The 15,721-nt window shown below is 43.7% G+C and carries 17 protein-coding genes and 2 pseudogenes; 11 read left to right on the top strand and 8 right to left on the bottom strand.

The window, feature by feature from the left end; all coding sequences use genetic code 11:
- The first annotated feature begins 172 nt into the window (after positions 1 to 172).
- The 4 genes from petN to O9300_RS12375 all read left to right on the top strand — a co-directional run bounded on the left by petN (position 173) and on the right by O9300_RS12375 (position 3,243).
- Positions 173 to 262 carry a cytochrome b6-f complex subunit PetN gene (gene petN / locus O9300_RS12360; protein WP_012265708.1) on the top strand — a complete coding sequence of 30 codons (90 nt, stop codon included), beginning with the start codon at positions 173 to 175 and terminating at the stop codon, positions 260 to 262.
- Positions 263 to 278: 16 nt separating this feature from the next.
- The gene (locus tag O9300_RS12365; protein WP_002736416.1) at positions 279 to 422 is read left to right on the top strand and encodes a hypothetical protein; all 144 of its coding nucleotides are present in this window, start codon (positions 279 to 281) and stop codon (positions 420 to 422) included.
- A gap of 42 nt (positions 423 to 464) precedes the next feature.
- Entirely contained in the window at positions 465 to 1,718 is a 1,254-nt protein-coding gene (sbcD, locus tag O9300_RS12370) for an exonuclease subunit SbcD (protein WP_125730233.1), read from the top strand.
- An 88-nt stretch (positions 1,719 to 1,806) separates the two neighbouring features.
- A complete protein-coding gene (locus tag O9300_RS12375) occupies positions 1,807 to 3,243 on the top strand; it encodes a serine/threonine-protein kinase (RefSeq protein WP_287971910.1) in 1,437 nt (478 codons plus the stop codon).
- Positions 3,244 to 3,249: 6 nt separating this feature from the next.
- On the opposite strand, the gene O9300_RS12380 is transcribed toward O9300_RS12375, so the two are convergent.
- The 5 genes from O9300_RS12380 to O9300_RS12400 all read right to left on the bottom strand — a co-directional run bounded on the left by O9300_RS12380 (position 3,250) and on the right by O9300_RS12400 (position 7,711).
- The gene (locus O9300_RS12380) at positions 3,250 to 3,702 is read right to left on the bottom strand and encodes an ATP-binding protein (protein WP_190719508.1); all 453 of its coding nucleotides are present in this window, start codon (positions 3,700 to 3,702) and stop codon (positions 3,250 to 3,252) included.
- Positions 3,689 to 4,684: an anti-sigma factor antagonist gene (locus O9300_RS12385; protein ID WP_190719505.1), complete on the bottom strand. Its 996-nt coding sequence runs from the start codon at positions 4,682 to 4,684 to the stop codon at positions 3,689 to 3,691. Before O9300_RS12385 ends, O9300_RS12380 begins: the two co-directional genes overlap by 14 nt.
- Before the next feature lie 114 nt (positions 4,685 to 4,798).
- Positions 4,799 to 5,449, bottom strand: a complete 651-nt coding sequence (locus O9300_RS12390) for a DUF3318 domain-containing protein (RefSeq protein ID WP_002756971.1) — start codon at positions 5,447 to 5,449, stop codon at positions 4,799 to 4,801.
- Between the two features lie 374 nt (positions 5,450 to 5,823).
- Positions 5,824 to 6,453, bottom strand: coding sequence for a ribonuclease D (locus tag O9300_RS12395; RefSeq protein WP_147069601.1), 630 nt, complete (start codon positions 6,451 to 6,453; stop codon positions 5,824 to 5,826).
- Between the two features lie 268 nt (positions 6,454 to 6,721).
- Complete coding sequence (locus tag O9300_RS12400; RefSeq protein ID WP_287971912.1) at positions 6,722 to 7,711, bottom strand: CAP domain-containing protein; 990 nt, start codon at positions 7,709 to 7,711, stop codon at positions 6,722 to 6,724.
- A gap of 91 nt (positions 7,712 to 7,802) precedes the next feature.
- On the opposite strand from O9300_RS12400, the pseudogene O9300_RS19700 reads away from it, so the two are divergent.
- Both O9300_RS19700 and O9300_RS12410 read left to right on the top strand, forming a co-directional pair.
- Positions 7,803 to 7,919, top strand: a pseudogene (locus O9300_RS19700) (helix-turn-helix domain-containing protein); the annotation flags it as partial.
- 269 nt (positions 7,920 to 8,188) lie between these two features.
- A complete protein-coding gene (locus tag O9300_RS12410) occupies positions 8,189 to 8,575 on the top strand; it encodes a hypothetical protein (RefSeq protein WP_190719495.1) in 387 nt (128 codons plus the stop codon).
- Positions 8,576 to 8,656: 81 nt separating this feature from the next.
- On the opposite strand, the gene O9300_RS12415 is transcribed toward O9300_RS12410, so the two are convergent.
- On the bottom strand, positions 8,657 to 9,415 hold the full coding sequence (locus O9300_RS12415; RefSeq protein ID WP_287971914.1) for a GAF domain-containing protein: 759 nt from the start codon (positions 9,413 to 9,415) through the stop codon (positions 8,657 to 8,659).
- Between the two features lie 237 nt (positions 9,416 to 9,652).
- Here O9300_RS12415 and lnt point away from each other — a divergent pair, with 237 nt between their 5' ends.
- On the top strand, positions 9,653 to 11,179 hold the full coding sequence (gene lnt, locus O9300_RS12420; protein ID WP_190719487.1) for an apolipoprotein N-acyltransferase: 1,527 nt from the start codon (positions 9,653 to 9,655) through the stop codon (positions 11,177 to 11,179).
- Between the two features lie 60 nt (positions 11,180 to 11,239).
- A complete protein-coding gene (locus tag O9300_RS12425; protein ID WP_147069592.1) occupies positions 11,240 to 11,482 on the top strand; it encodes a DUF8620 family protein in 243 nt (80 codons plus the stop codon).
- A 154-nt stretch (positions 11,483 to 11,636) separates the two neighbouring features.
- Here the strand turns inward: O9300_RS12425 and O9300_RS12430 are convergent, their stop codons facing one another.
- On the bottom strand, positions 11,637 to 14,024 hold the full coding sequence (locus O9300_RS12430) for an ATP-dependent Clp protease ATP-binding subunit (protein WP_287971916.1): 2,388 nt from the start codon (positions 14,022 to 14,024) through the stop codon (positions 11,637 to 11,639).
- 127 nt (positions 14,025 to 14,151) lie between these two features.
- A complete protein-coding gene (locus O9300_RS12435; RefSeq protein ID WP_287971918.1) occupies positions 14,152 to 14,646 on the bottom strand; it encodes a helix-turn-helix transcriptional regulator in 495 nt (164 codons plus the stop codon).
- Positions 14,647 to 14,817: 171 nt separating this feature from the next.
- Here O9300_RS12435 and O9300_RS12440 point away from each other — a divergent pair, with 171 nt between their 5' ends.
- The 3 genes and pseudogenes from O9300_RS12440 to O9300_RS12450 form a co-directional block, all read left to right on the top strand.
- Positions 14,818 to 15,102 carry a helix-turn-helix domain-containing protein gene (locus O9300_RS12440; RefSeq protein WP_194014013.1) on the top strand — a complete coding sequence of 95 codons (285 nt, stop codon included), beginning with the start codon at positions 14,818 to 14,820 and terminating at the stop codon, positions 15,100 to 15,102.
- Positions 15,103 to 15,131: 29 nt separating this feature from the next.
- Positions 15,132 to 15,311, top strand: a pseudogene (locus O9300_RS12445) (DUF6883 domain-containing protein); the annotation flags it as partial.
- Positions 15,312 to 15,382: 71 nt separating this feature from the next.
- Positions 15,383 to 15,721 (top strand): IS607 family transposase (locus O9300_RS12450; protein WP_287971920.1); only part of this gene is annotated, 339 nt, incomplete at its 3' end.

Consider the following 15,721-nt stretch of genomic DNA (forward strand, 5'->3'; position numbering starts at 1 on the left):
GCTTGGGGAGTAGTCTTTAAGAGTGCTTACCTTGTAGGTGTAGTCGGACTAGACATGAAACTGTAAGACCAAAATTAGCTTTGCTAGTAGCGGCAAGATTCAGCCCAAGAATCTCCGCACTTTTAGGGCGGAGAGTGTCAACTCCTAAGTAATTCGTTTAACAAAGGCAATTATGGATATTTTGACACTTGGTTGGGTTAGCATTCTCGCCCTGTTCACTTGGTCGATCGCCATGGTGGTTTGGGGTCGTAACGGTTTCTAGGTAATCTATAGATACCATGGAAACATCCTTGATTCTCAACACTCTCTTTCTAGTCGCCTTAATTCTCCTCGTTATCGTCAGTGGTGGCATTCTCTACCTGACGACTACAGAATGGCGCGATCGCCGTCGTCAAGATGGCGATAAAAAATTAGGAAAATAATCCTGAACAGGTGTACTTAATTACGCCTGTTTTTCCTTTACTATGATTAAAATACTGCACTTATCGGATATTCACATGGGGAGCGGTTTTTCCCATGGACGTTTAAATCCAAAAACGGGATTAAACACGCGTTTAGAGGATTTTATGGGCAGTTTAAGCCTCTGTATCGATCGGGCTATTGCCTCCCCTGTGGATCTAGTGCTTTTTGGGGGAGATGCCTTTCCCGACGCCACTCCTCCTCCCTTTGTTCACGAAGCTTTTGCCAGTCAATTCCGTCGTCTTGCCGATGCTAATATCCCGACGGTGTTATTAGTGGGTAATCACGATCAACATTCTCATGGTAATGGCGGTGTCAGTCTCTCCATCTATCGTACCCTAGCGGTGCCGGGGTTTATTGTTGGCGATCGCCTGACCACCCATCGCATCACCACCCGCAATGGCGATATCCAAGTCATTACTTTACCCTGGTTAACCCGGGCCACTCTCTTAACCCGTCCCGAAACCGAGGGTTTATCCTTGAGTGGGGTAAATGAATTATTAATTAACCGTTTAGAACCGGTTTTAGAAGGAGAAATCCGCCAATTAGATACAAGTGTACCAACAGTTTTATTAGCCCATTTAATGGCCGATCGAGCTAGTTTAGGAGCAGAAAGATTTTTAGCGGTTGGTAAAGGTTTTACCGTACCTTTATCCCTGCTAAATCGTCCACAATTCGAGTACGTTGCCCTCGGTCATGTTCACAAACATCAAAATCTTAATCCTAGCAATGATCCGCCCATTGTCTATCCCGGGAGCATCGATCGAGTGGATTTTAGCGAGGAAAAAGAAGATAAGGGCTATGTTTTAATAGAAGTGGCTAAAGGAGAGGTTAAATGGGAATTTTGTCCTTTACCCGTGCGTCCTTTCCGTTCCATCGAAGTGGATGTTTCCGAGGCAGAAAACCCCCAAAAAGAATTGCTGAAAGCTCTCAAAAAACACGATATTCAGGAAGCAGTTATCCGCTTAGTTTATAAAATTCGCAGTGAACAATTAGAACTAATCAACACCAATCAGCTTGACGAAGCGTTAAAAACTGCCCATAGTTATAGTATTCGGGCGGAATTAATTAGTCAATTAACCCGTCCCCGTTTACCGGAATTAGGGGTGGGTAATCAATTAGATCCGATGGAGGCGTTAAAAGCTTATATCGATAATAAGACAGATTTGCGCGATATTGTCGATGATATGTTAGAGGCAGCCCAGCTTTTATTAAATCAACAGCCAGAAATTTGGCTAGAGGAAGAAACCTCGATTTAGCTATCAGTTATCAGTTATCAGTTATCAGTTATCAGTTATCAGTTTACTGCTCACTGAAACATCTTCCCTATCCCTCTTTGAACTAACAATGAGTTTATGTCTTAATCCCGATTGTCTATATAACAATGATCCTACAGATAAATTCTGTCAAAAATGTCGCTTTCAATTATTACTAAAAGATCGTTATCGTGCTATAAAATTAATTGGTCAAGGAGGTTTCGGTAAAACTTTTCAAGCAATTGATGAGGATAAACCTTCTAAACCTTATTGTGTGATTAAACAATTTTTTCCTAGCGCTCAAGGTAGCAATGCTCTCAAGAAAGCGGCGGAATTATTTAAAGAAGAAGCGATTAGTTTAGATAATCTCGGTCAACACCCACAAATTCCCTCCCTCTATGCCTATTTTACCAGCAATGATGGGCGACAATATCTTGTTCAAGAATATATTGAGGGAGAAAATCTAGAACAAGAATTACAAAGCGAGGGAGTTTTCAATGAGGAAAAGGTCAAACATCTTTTATTGGAAATTTTGCCAATTCTTGATTTTATCCATGCTAAAAGAGTCATTCATCGGGATATTAAACCAGCTAATATAATTAGGAGACGCAGCGATAATAAAATAATTTTAGTGGATTTTGGTGCCTCTAAATTCATGCCCATTGCTAACCTTTCCCTGACAGGAACAGTGATCGGTTCGGCGGGATATATCGCTCCAGAACAAAGTAATGGCAAAGCGATTAATAGCAGTGATTTATATAGTTTGGGAGTCACTTGTATCTATTTATTAACGGGAATATCTCCCTTTGAATTATTCGATGTGAGTGAACATGAATGGGTATGGAGACAGCACCTGATTAATAATCCTGTTAGTGTTGAATTAGGTAAAATTCTAGATAAATTAATTGAATTTGGCACCAAAAAACGTTATCAATCAGCTGGGGAAGTCCTGCAAGAGTTAGCAGTAAAATTAGCCTTCGTGATTCCGCCAAAACCCCGATCACAGAATACAATTCAAGAAACGGTTTTTCCAGCCGCCACCAGGGAGGAAATTAACCTCAAAAGTGCCAAGGAAATTGATTACACTAACCTACGGGATTTCTTAGCGCAAGAAAAATGGCAAGAGGCAGATCAAGAAACGGCTAATCTCTTCTTAAAAGTTGCCGATCGAACTAAAGAAAAATATCTTAAGATAGAAGACATAGATAACTTTCCCTGTGAAGATTTAGCCACTATCAATCAACTCTGGTTAAAATATAGTCAGGGAAAATTCGGTATATCTGTTCAGAAAAGAATCTATGAAAGTTTGGGAGGAAGCGGCAATTATGATCAACAAAAATGGAACGCTTTTGGAGCAAAAGTCGGTTGGCGAGTTAATAACAAGTGGTTATACTACGATCAAATTACTTTCTCTCTCAAAGCACCCTGGGGACATCTCCCCACCCTTGTGTGGGGTGTGGGGGGTGGGATAATTGTTTTTTCTCGTCTGGAAACCTGTGCCATGGACGGAGTTTCTAGCAGGGGATAAATTGACTTAAAAACTTTTCTGGAGAATTAAACAATTTCTCCCTTCGCCAGTGCGGATATATTGTAAAGTATCAGTAAGAGAACGCATAAAAATTAATCCTCGATCGCTTTCCATTTCCAAAGGTGCGACGGGATGTTGTTGTAGAGAATCAAGTTTTGCTTGTAGATCAAAAGATTGACCGTGATCCCATATTCTTATTTCTAGAGAATGGGACTTTAAAGTTAATTCTAGATCGATCGGTGTAGTCGGTGGTAAATGTTGGTGAGCGTAACGGACAGCATTAGTAAATCCTTCTGCTAAAGCCACCTTACACTGCCAAAGCACCGAGTCGGGTAGAAAAGAGCGGCCGTGAGATTCAAACCATTGTAGGACTGGGATTAAAGCTGCCAATTCCGTCTGGACTTGTAGATGGAATTGGAGGGGGAAAGAAGGGGAATTTAAGACTTCAGAAGGCACCACTGTTTTTTTGAAAGAGAATCAAAATTGTTTTAAAAATCAGTTGTAGATCGTAGCCTAAACTCCAATTTTCTTGATAGCGCAAATCTAGTTGAATTACCTCTTCAAAATTACTCACCCGAGAGCGACCATTCACCTGCCATTCTCCCGTCATACCGGGTTTTACATCTAAACGTTGCCATTGGGGAACATCGTAGCGTTCCACCTCATCGGGGGTGGGAGGACGAGTGCCAACAAGACTCATTTCACCGGTGATCACATTCCAAAACTGGGGCAATTCGTCTAAACTGGTGCGACGTAAAAATTTTCCTACCCGGGTAATCCGGGGATCATTTTTATTTTTAAAAAAAGCTCCCTCCGCTTGATTGGGGATTTTATCCTTGAGTGCTTCTGCATCCACACACATGGAACGAAACTTAAGAATTTTAAATTCCTTTCCCAACCAACCGCAGCGGGTTTGACTGAAAAAAATTGGACCGGGACTGTCTAACTTAATAGCGATAGCAATGGGGACAAAAATAACCCCCGTGATTAATAAACCCACGATCCCACCAACAATGTCAAGACCGCGCTTTAACCAACTGCGAATCGAGGGATGGGTTTCCGGTAGATGGTTTTCATTGGCAGTAAAGCTCTTTTCTTGGGCTGCTAGGGGGGAGGTTTGGAAAGTGAATAATTGATCTAGTCCCGTAATCGATAAAACCCCCATCACTGGGGGATGGACGTTAGCCAGCACTAACTCGATATTTTCTGCCCTGGCCGCTTTGAGATTATGGACTAAAGCACCCACACCACTACTATCCATAAATTGAGTGGCATTTAGATCAAGAATGACTTTTTCGGGAGTGGGTGTTTGGGCGATGAGATGGTGAAACAGATCCTTGAACTGTACTGCTTCCAAGACAGTCAAGCGATCCGGCATCCGCAAAACCGGATACTCCATCGGAATGATCAGAAAACGTGTTTCAGGAATTTGGGAAGTCATCGACACAAAGAGATGGTTTGATAGATGAACAAGGCCTGATGACCCACTTAAATGTTTACTACACTTTTCCCCAAATACCAATGGGTAATGTCAGAGATTACCTGTGATCATCGGCTAACGAATCTCACCTAGGGGCGGACGGCCTTGGGTTTGGGCTTTCGCTTTGGCTGCACTCTTTCTCAGGGCATCTAAACGGGTCTCATAACGCTTACGCAGACGACGGTTGGGCGTTTGTTCAATTAGGGTTTTAAAGGCACTGCCTAGGCTCTTGTAGGCGTTGGGGAGAGAATAACCGAAACGGGTGGCCAAGGCGATCGCTTTTTCATCGGCTTCGATCGCTTCTTTGAGAATTTTATCGCCATTATTTTTGCGCCAGAGACGATAACCGGAAATCCCACATAATCCCATAGCCAAAAGCAATAATAACCCGTCCTGTACCCATAATTCCCCCACCGCACCACCTAAGCCAATAGCGAGGGCGGCCATTTCCCAGCCTTCCCGGGGAATACTATCATTTTGAATCCTGGCGACTTCATGCCAAAAGAGCAAATTACGCTGATCGATGGCTAAATTTTCCCATTTGGCTAAATCTATCTGAATTTCTACCTCATCTCTGCCAATTTCTTCACAACGGATCAGGGGGGGATTAACCTCTGTGGAACCTTCTACCGTTACCCAACTTTGTAATTCTGGAGGTAGTAGGGTTTTTAGGCGCCGAAGTTCGCTCATTTCGGCTCGTGCAGAGGAGGCCGCATAAGATGTCATAGATTTTTTACCTATTCTCTACCAATGACGATGATTTCTATTTTCGATCATAGCGGTCTTTTTTGTGATCTTGGCAGCTTTTGGCCCTAGAGAGCATTTTCAGTGATCAGTAAACAGTGATGGAAGTGGGAAGTGGGGAAGTGGGAAGTGGGAAGTGGGGAAGTGGGAAGAAACAATCCATAACTGGGTTTTTAAAGTTCGATTGGGAGTCAATCATACTAAGTAGGTGGGTGTTAAAAATTGTCAGATACCCCCCTTATTAAGGGGGGATTAAGGGGGGATCAGCACCCCCCTTATCAAGGGGGGATTAAGGGGGGATCAAAGACAAAATCTCTCTTCTATTTACTTATTAAATAGACTGTAACTTGTGCTGGCTAATGCTCAAATATATCTTTGTATTGCTGTAAATCTAAAGCGGTGAAGATGGGGATACAACTAAAGCATTTTTGGGCTAATTCCCATCTTTCTTCCCTTTGCATCATCACCATCAATTTATCTCGCACTGACAGTAAATAGCGCACATCGTTAGCAGCATAACTCAGTTGTTGTGGGGTGAGATTAGCGGCATTTCCCCAATCAGAACTCTGAGCGGTTTTGTCTAATTCTATGCCTTCCAATTCCTGCACGAGACTTTTTAAACCGTGACTGCTGGTATAAGTCCGAGCCAGTTTACTGGCGATTTTGGTACAGAAAATCGGTTGAGTGGCAATGGCAAAAGTATGGGACAGTTGAGCCACATCAAAACGGGCGAAATGAAAGACTTTTTCTATCCGCTCATCTTCCATGACCTTTTTGAGATTAGGAGCCTCTGTTTGCCCCCTAAAAACGCGAATAGCGGTGACAAAACCACTGGGATCACAGAGTTGAATTAAACACAGTCGATCGCGCCCCGGTATTAATCCCATAGTTTCTGTATCTACAGCGATCGAATTAACCCCTAGATAACGGGATAATAGGTCATCGCTTAAATCTCGATCGCACACTTGAAAATTGTCTAAGTTCATATAGTTAGAAGATAGGAGACAGGAGACAGGAGACAGGAGGGAAATTTGTAATGCTTTTGCCTATCGCACGACTGCCTTTATTTCCCTGATAAGTAGTTGGACAAAAGTAAAGTTAACTGTGGGGTAAGGAGTCGGTCGTCAGTAAGAATTGCGGCAATTTACATTTCTTAAGATAGACCACAGAATTTATGTCCGACTACTTAAATGATAACTGATAACTGATGTTAAAAACTGGTAATTAAATTTAAGTATCATCGGGGGGATTTTGTCAACGCTTTTTAACAAAAAGTTGTGTAAAATAATATTCACCAACATTATTTTTAGCGATACCGATACCGGTGAGATTATAATCACCAACCATATTTTTTTGATGACCAGGACTATTAATCCAACCCTTGACGGCAACAGCAACAGGGTCAGGATATCCCTTCATAAAAGCCAAGTTTTCGCCCATTTTTTCTAAAGGGATCATCCTTTGTACTGCCTTGACTCTTCCCTCAAAACCATCATGACTAAAAGGAGCCTGTTTATTGGCCATTTTTTGACTAAATAAGCGAGCTTCATGACTAACGCGAGCATCGAGACGTAGGGGCGGTAAATTTTGAGAAATTCGGTAGCGATTAACTTGATAATTAGTGTTTTCTTCGAGGGTAATTAAAAAAGATTGATTCTGGATAGGATCGTAGCTAAGGGAATTAGTAGAAACAGGAGCGGATTGACGTTTTAGAAATATTTGAGTAAAGTACAATTTTCCTTGATTATCCGTCGCTACTCCAATCCCGGTACTATCAAAATCTCCCTCCATATTTTTCCGATGACCTTGACTTTTAATCCAGCCATCCACAGCAATCATTACCGGGTCATCATAACCTTGATTAACTGCCACATTTTCCCCCACCGCTTCATAGGGAACCGAAACACCAATAGTTTGCGCTCTTTTGTCAAAATCTTGGTGACTAAAAGGAACTAAACCCGCGGCCATACGTTGGCTATGTAATCTTGCCTGTTGCGAAATTGCTCGATTTAACAGTAGGGGAGATAAATTACGAGATTGACGATAGCGATTGACCTGTTGATAGATTTTATTCTCTAAAACAAGTAAAGTTGCCGCATCTAAAGGAGAGGGAGAAGGAGCGGGAGAGAAAGATGGCACGAGTTCCGTAAAAGAGCTATAGTTTAAGGCACTACAGGCCATTAAACTTGTCGATACAAGCATCAAAATTCCTAACCGATAAGGTTTCTTAAAAAAACTTTTCATCAAAAAAATTGGGTCTGAAACCCCGCCGTTCTAGGTTGGATTTACTGTTAAATACTAGCGCATTTACAGGATATATGCCAGAAGGTCAGGTATGGGGAAAGCCGATCGCTACCGATTTTACCCAACACCAGAACAAGAGTCGCTATTGCGGCGCACCTTGGGCGGTGTAAGATTAGTTGACAATAAAGCTCTCCATGTCAGAACACAGAGAAATCACAGCGAAGGGGTTTTAGTTGAATTTCCCCATTTCCCCATTTTCCCAGTCCTGGTGGCGACCTGTTGACCAGAGGGGGGTAAATCTGTTAAGGCAGCCGCGAAACCGGGTAAGGGACCCCAAACAGAAACCCAAATCGTCAGGTTTGGAAATCACCGTCCGGCCCCGGCGGTGAGGATGTCAACTTTTTGGTGCCGGGGTCAAGACTTGTTAAGATCGATCAAGCCGCTCGCTCAAATTTATCACTCCTGTGGCTCTCATTTATGGTAATCGACTTTCTGCCCTTCACTATCAATATTTCCCCGGCCTTTATTGCCGGTAGCTGTCTCTGGTCTTTAGCATTGTATCTGGGGTTAGCTGGGGTGCGAAATTGGTTTATAGAAATTTTCTATCGCTGGTTTAATTTTGCCGAGCGTTTCCTCTATACTTCCCTAGAGGAGTTTGAAAAAACTCGCGTCGCCAGAGAATCCCAAAATGCTTTTTATGCCTCTATCTTTAGTATTATTCCCTTTCTCATTCTCGGCGGTTTCTCCGATTGGTTAATCGAGATTAGTTTAGGAAAAAGTTGGCCGATTAGTGTCGGTATTCTCGCCTGTGTTGCCTGTGGTGTCTATGAATTAGGACGGCAGGACGGCAGCGGTAATCAGTAAATTAAGCTGTTAACTATCTCAATTACTTCTTAGGACTGCACAGGGGTGGCAGGTTAATAGGTTTTAACCCTTGACTAGCGCTCAATCTTTTCCTTCCAGACGATTTTTATGTTTATTAAGAGTCTTTTGTAGTAAATTCAAAACCTCATTAGCAATCTCAATAACTTGATGAGTTCCAAAACCGGCCTGAGTTAATTCTTTAAAAAAAGCCTTAGCGACAATTTTGGCTAATTTCGGGGGATAGGGATGGACAGCGATCGAATGTTCGCACTGAATTTCTGCTATTTCTCTAGTCACTGCCATAGCCACAAAACGAGATTTTAATATCCCTTGCAAATGAAAAATTTGCAGGGATTGGGCTGCCTGTTGAGCGAATAACTGCAAGATTTCTAAATCTAATGGTTCAAAATGTTTTTTGTCTAGGGGAAAACTGAGATTAATTACTCCGATTACCTGCTGATTGAGGATAATCGGCGCGGCCATAAAACTATTATTATTTGATTTTTTGGGATAAGGGGCTGCACTGGAAAATGGCGATCGAGTGATATCCTTAATTAGTAAAGGTTTTCCTGTGGCCGCTACACTGTCGGCAATAACTTGATCGAGTTTAATTATTTCTTGATCAGCCAAAGGTGATCGATCATCATAATGGGCAAAAACTTCTAGATAATCGGTAATTTCCCCTTTTGATTCCTGTGGAGAGCTTAACATAATTGAACAGTGCCGCGCTCGCAATTGATGAGCGCTCATACTAGCTATTTTCCGAAAAATATCTTCGAGATTTTCCTCGACATTCAAGACAAGAGACAGAGCCGTTAATTTGGGGTTAAAATTATCCATGTATTCAATCACTTATTCAGTCCGAGTTTAGGCTTTCAGGGTGAGGGTGACATTCCCCATATCCCTGTTTGTCTGAGTCTATAGCTTGCCATAGCATCTCATGGAAGGGCTTTTTTACTCGCTAACTGCTCTATTGTAGATGTGCTGAAAAACTTCTGTGTGTCTCTTGTGTTTTGTCTTCCCTCTAGCTACTCTGATCTAGTAGGTCAGAGGAGTTTAACCTCACTGGAGTGAAAGATGGTGCGTTTTCTCTGGGCAATTTTGGCCGGTGTGGGGATGGGGTTAACAGTAGCGCCGGTTTCTTGGTGGTTACTCGCATGGATTTCTCTAGTCCCCCTGTGGATTGTTGTGAGATTAGCGGAAAAATCCCTAAAAAAACCGCTTTTATACGGTTTTGGCTGGGGTTTTGCCTACCATGGTCTGGCTTTATTCTGGATCACGGGAATTCACCCGATGACGTGGATGGGTGTCCCCTGGTTAGCGAGTTTGTTAATTGCCCTGTTTTGTTGGTTGTTTATCACTTTTTGGGGAACGGCGATCGTGCTAACTTGGACGTTAGTTATGTTTTATGTCAACAAAAGTGTTAATCAGTCATCTTTTCGCGATGCCCTCCTACGGGTTTTCATCGGCACTGCCCTCTGGTGTGGGTTAGAATTTCTCTGGAGTCAATCCCCTCTCTGGTGGACTACCCTTGCTTATAGCCAAAGTCCCCATAATTTATTGATTCTGCAATTGGGCAAATTATCGGGTTTTACGACGGTAACGGCGGCAATTGTAGCAGTTAATGGTTTAATCGCCGAAAGCTTGCTCCTAATCCGTCAATCGCGGCAAAATCTCGCTTTTCTCTCTTTACCCCTCCTTATTTGTTTTAGCCTCCATCTCTGGGGATGGAACACATACCATAAACCGATCGAAAAGTCAAGGGATTTAGGGATAAAAATTGGCGTCATTCAGGGCAATATTCCCAACACGATTAAACTTTCGCCCCTAGGATTTCAAAGGGCGATCGAAGGTTACACCTCTGGTTATCAAATTCTCGCTGATCGAGGAGTAGATGCCGTCTTAACTCCTGAAACCGCCTTACCCTACTATTGGGAGAACTTAGTCAATAATAGCTCGATTTATTCGGCAATTTTAGCCAAAAAAACGCCGATCTGGTTAGGTGCATTTGGCAAGGTGGACAAGGGGTATAACAATAGTCTCTTGACCATTGATGGCGAGGGACAGGTGATTAGTCGGTATGATAAAGTAATTCTCGTGCCTTTAGGCGAATACGTTCCTTTTCAGGAAATTTTGGGCGGAATTGTTGATCGCCTTTCTCCCTTGCAAGCGCATTTAATCCAGGGAAATCCTGATCAAATTATTGACAGTCCTTTCGGTAAAATAATTGTGGGCATTTGTTACGAGTCGGCTTTTTCCGAACATTTTCGCCGTCAAACTGCTAGGGGAGGCGAATTTATTATTACCGCTTCTAATAACGCCCATTATAGCCACGCCATGCCCGCTCAACACCATGCTCAGGATACCATGCGAGCGATCGAAACCGATCGATGGATGGCCCGGGCCACCAATACAGGTTATTCTGCTTTTGTCGATCCCCACGGTAATCACCTTTGGCTATCGGATTTAGATAAATATCAAATCCATAGCGAAACAATTTATCGACGGGATACGAGAACTTTATATGTGCGCTGGGGAGATTGGTTAACTAAAGTTTTAATCATTACTGCTGGACTAGCTTGGCTCTGGAGAGCTTGGGATTAAGGTGACAGTGCTATACTTTTTCCTGAATGAACTGTATAAATAACCTAAGTTTTTGATGCAATGAAAGAGCAATTTGTCAAGTGGTTGAATAGAATCTTAATATTTGATGTGTTTTTAGTAATAGCGGGCTTTCTCTGGTTTGCCCTGGCTGTTATCGGTGAATCCACGGGAATTCCCCTAGGATTTAAACTTTTTCAGCGTCTTTGGCTGCCCTTATTCAATCCTGCTATTAGTATTTTAATTGCGGGGGCGATTTTCAGCTGGGCAATTAATCAAATTCAAGAACGCTGGTTCCCTAAATAGTAGGGTTGATTCATGAATCAACCCTACCTTATCAAGGAGGGCAGGGGGGATCGAACCTAAAATCCATTTTTAATTTAATTATAACCAGCTACTTAGATGATAAAAAGCGGGGTTGAAACATTTTCAACCCCGAAAAAAGCAATTTTTGAGGGGATTAACCCACTGGTTGTAACTGTAATTGCGAGAGAATATCGCTTTGCTCAGAGCGCTGATGACTAGAGACTGTCACCACAGCTTCAGCAGTGACATCTAATAGCGCATGGTCTCCAGAATTGACTTTTCCCGATAACATCGCGACCGCTAAACTATCCTCTAAGCGTCGAGTTAAAGCACGACGTAAAGGCCGCGCACCGTAGCTAGGATCATAACCCTCATTGATGACCAAATCCTTAAAAGCGGCGGTAACTTCCACAGAAATGCCTTTTTCTCTCAATTGTTTGGCTAGATCCGCGATCAGAATATCGGCAATCTGGGTAACTTCTTCGCGAGTTAACTGTCGGAAAACAATGATTTCATCGAGACGGTTGAGAAATTCGGGACGGAAATATTGTTTTAACTCCTCTGTCACCCGATTAGAAATCTGTTGGTAGCGCGATTGAGCAAAATCGTCAGCAATCTCGAATCCTAAGCTATTACCGCCTTTTTCGATGACTTTTGAGCCAATATTCGAGGTCATAATAATTAGGGTATTCTTAAAGTCCACCCGACGACCTTGGGAATCGGTCAAATGACCATCTTCTAACAGTTGCAGGAGAAGATTAAAAACATCGGGATGTGCTTTCTCGATTTCGTCAAACAAAACCACTCTATAGGGTTGACGACGCACTGCTTCCGTTAACTGACCGCCTTCATTGTAACCGATGTATCCGGGAGGCGCACCAATTAACTTAGAAACCGTGTGGGATTCCATAAATTCCGACATATCTAGGCGAATCATACTGGATTCCGAGCCAAAGAGCAACTTAGCTAAGGCTTTCGTTAATTCAGTTTTACCGACTCCCGTGGGACCGGCAAAAATAAACGAGGCAATCGGACGATTAGGATTCTTTAAATTTACTCGCGCTCGACGAATAGCACGAGAAACGGCATTCACTGCCTCCTGTTGGCCAATAATCCGCTCGTGCAGTTGATATTCCAGATTTAAGAGCGATTCCGACTCAGTTTCAGTTAATTGGGTAACGGGAATACCTGTCCAAGCGGCGACAATTTGGGCGATTTCCTCCGCATCCACCACCGGAATTAAAGATTCGGGGTTGATTAGGGGTGATTCTTCCCTAACCTCCGCAGGACTTTTACTTTGCAGGGAATAGCGTAGATGGGTGCGGGATCCCGCTTCATCGAGAAGATCGATCGCTTTGTCCGGTAAAAAGCGATCATTGATATAGCGAGAGGATAGATTAACGGCAGCTTCGATCGCTTTTTGATCGTATTTTACCTGATGGAAATCCTCGTAGGTGGCTTTTAAACCCCGTAAAATCTCGATCGCCTGCTCTTTAGTCGGTTCTCCCACCATAACTGGCTGAAAACGTCTTTCTAGAGCCGCATCTCGCTCAATATGCCGTTTATACTCATCGAGAGTCGTTGCCCCTAAACACTGTAACTCCCCGCGAGCTAAAGCAGGTTTAAGCAAGTTAGAAGCATCCATAGCTCCTCCCATGCTACCGGCACCGACAATAGTGTGAATTTCATCAATAAACAGGATAATATTGCCCGATTTGCGAACTTCCTCCACGATACCCTTTAAACGTTCCTCAAAATCGCCGCGAAAACGGGTTCCCGCCAGTAAAGACCCCATATCGAGGGCAATTACCTGTTTATCCTGCAAAAGTTCGGGAATATCGCCATTATGGATGCGTTGTGCTAACCCTTCAGCGATCGCTGTTTTCCCCACCCCCGGCGCACCGAGTAAAATCGGGTTACTTTTGCTGCGACGGCCTAAAATTTGGACAACTCGCTCGATTTCTGGCTCTCTACCGATTAAAGGGTCAATTTTGCCATTTTTGACCTCTTGGCTTAAATTGCGACTATATTGGGCTAAAATACCGCCTTGGGGAGTATTTTTCTGGTCTTCATAGTCACTATCACCCGTTAAGCGACCACTAGCGACTTTTTCCCCGGCATTTTTAAGTAAAAGGCCGCGAAGTTTGATCAAATCAACACCCTGCATAATTAAAATTTTAGCGGCTAGGGATTCGGGATCGCTGGTGATAGCGAGTAATAGATGTTCAGGTGCGATCGCCTTTTCCCCTAATTGTCGAGCTTCCTGAAATGCTTGCTCGAAGATCTTTTTCGCTTTCGGGGTAAAAGGGATATTAACGGGACTGTAACCCGTGCTGCGGCCAGTCATTCCTTCAATCAGGCGGCGACTTTCGTGCAGGGTAACTTTTAAATCCTTGAGAATTAAGGCTGCGGTGGCGGTGGCTTCTCCTATCAATCCTAACAGTAAATGCTCCGTACCCACGACACTGTGACCGGTACGACGGGCTTCCTCTTGGGCGAACATCACCGCTTTGATAGCTTTCTGGTTAAAGTATTCAAACATGATCGACGACTTCCTGGCTACTGGGCTTTACTTGTTACTGTAACGTTTTCTTTACATTAGCCAGAAGGGGGATATCCGTATCAGCAGGGTGGGTTAGGGGACAGGAGTGGGGAGTGGGAATTATGAATTATGAATTATGAATTATGAAGTGGGGTGATGGGGGAGTGGGGAGACCACTTCGTGCGCGTTGCGGGGGGAGACCACTTCGTGCGCGTTGCGGGGGGAGACCACTTCGTGCGCCTTGCGGGGGGAGATGATCGTAACGAATTTGCAGGTTCAGCCGGAAATATGGGGAAACTTGCCAATATTTCGCCAATCGAAGGGCGGTACTCCCAGTAATTTCTGGGCGACCGTTGAAGATATCATTAATCCGATTGATGTACCATATAAGGTACGATAACTGAGGACGTAAGGATTGAAAAGGCTGCCAGCCAAGTTTTTTCGAGCCGAAGGTGGGTCGGAGCCAGTCAAAGATTGGTGGAAAACTCTCAGCCGTGAAGATTGCCGGATTATTGGCAGCGATATCAAGGACGTAGAGTTTAGCTTTCCCATCGGCTGCCCCTGTGCCGTTCACTTTCCGGTTATCAAGACTTATGGGAGGTGCGGAGTAGGGGCAATTCATGAATTGCCCCTACGGGCAGACGCATCACGCGGGTCATCTTTTACATCAGCCGAGGGGAGATGATTCTGCCGCACGGCAACATCGGCGAAGTCCCAAAAACCCCAAAACGGGAAATCTAGTAGGGGCGAACGGCCGTTCGCCCCTACTAGCGCAAGAAGGAACAGGAAAAATATGACCGCTAACCCCCATACTGGCTCCGATTTCGATGCTTTTCTCAAAGAAGAAGGTCTTGAGGAGGACTGTAGTGCGGTGGCACTCAAACGGTTACGGTTGCGGCAGTTGGCTGAGGAGATGAAACGGATCTCTCTGACGAAAACGGAGATGGCGGCGCGGATGCAGACCAGTCGAGCGCAACTTGACCGCCTCCTCGACCCGGAAAAGACGGGCGTTTCCCTCGATACTATCCAACGGGCGGCTTCTGTGGTGGGCCGCCAATTGCGAATCGAGTTGCTCTGAGGGAAGTCAGAAAGTTCGGAGTGCCGCAGATGAAATTACCCAACGGGGAACTGGCAGAAATCTCGATGGAAAAACTGATTGGCTATTGCTTAAATCCAGAACATTCCAGAGGAAAAAATCAAGCCAGAGTCTTTCGCTCTCGTCTGGGAATAACTGCCGAGAACGCTGAGGTTTTGCGATCGCTCATCTCACAGGCTGCCCTGGAGGGGGTTAATCACAGAAACCAAAAACCTAACTAATACTATCCAAAATTACTCATGACTTATGCTATAATAGTTTTATGAGTAAGTTGACCATATCAGAAGCGGCTAAATTAAAAGGTGTAAGCGTATCGACATTAAGACGTTGGGAGTCTGAAGGTAAACTAATACCAGAAAGAACTGCTAACGGGCATCGACGTTATACCGTCTCTCAGTTGCTTGGAGTAAAAGAGAATCTTTCCTATACTGTTGGCTATTGTCGCGTTTCTAGTCATGATCAAAAGAAAGATTTAGAACGTCAAAAAGAAGTTGTCGAATTGTTTTGCGCTCAAAACGGTTGGCAAGTTGAAATTATAGACGACTTAGGTTCAGGACTTAACTACAACAAAAAAGGATTAAAGCGATTAATTCGGTTGATT

The organism is Microcystis sp. LE19-195.1E (assembly GCF_027532095.1).
Classification (GTDB): Bacteria; Cyanobacteriota; Cyanobacteriia; order Cyanobacteriales; family Microcystaceae; genus Microcystis; species Microcystis aeruginosa.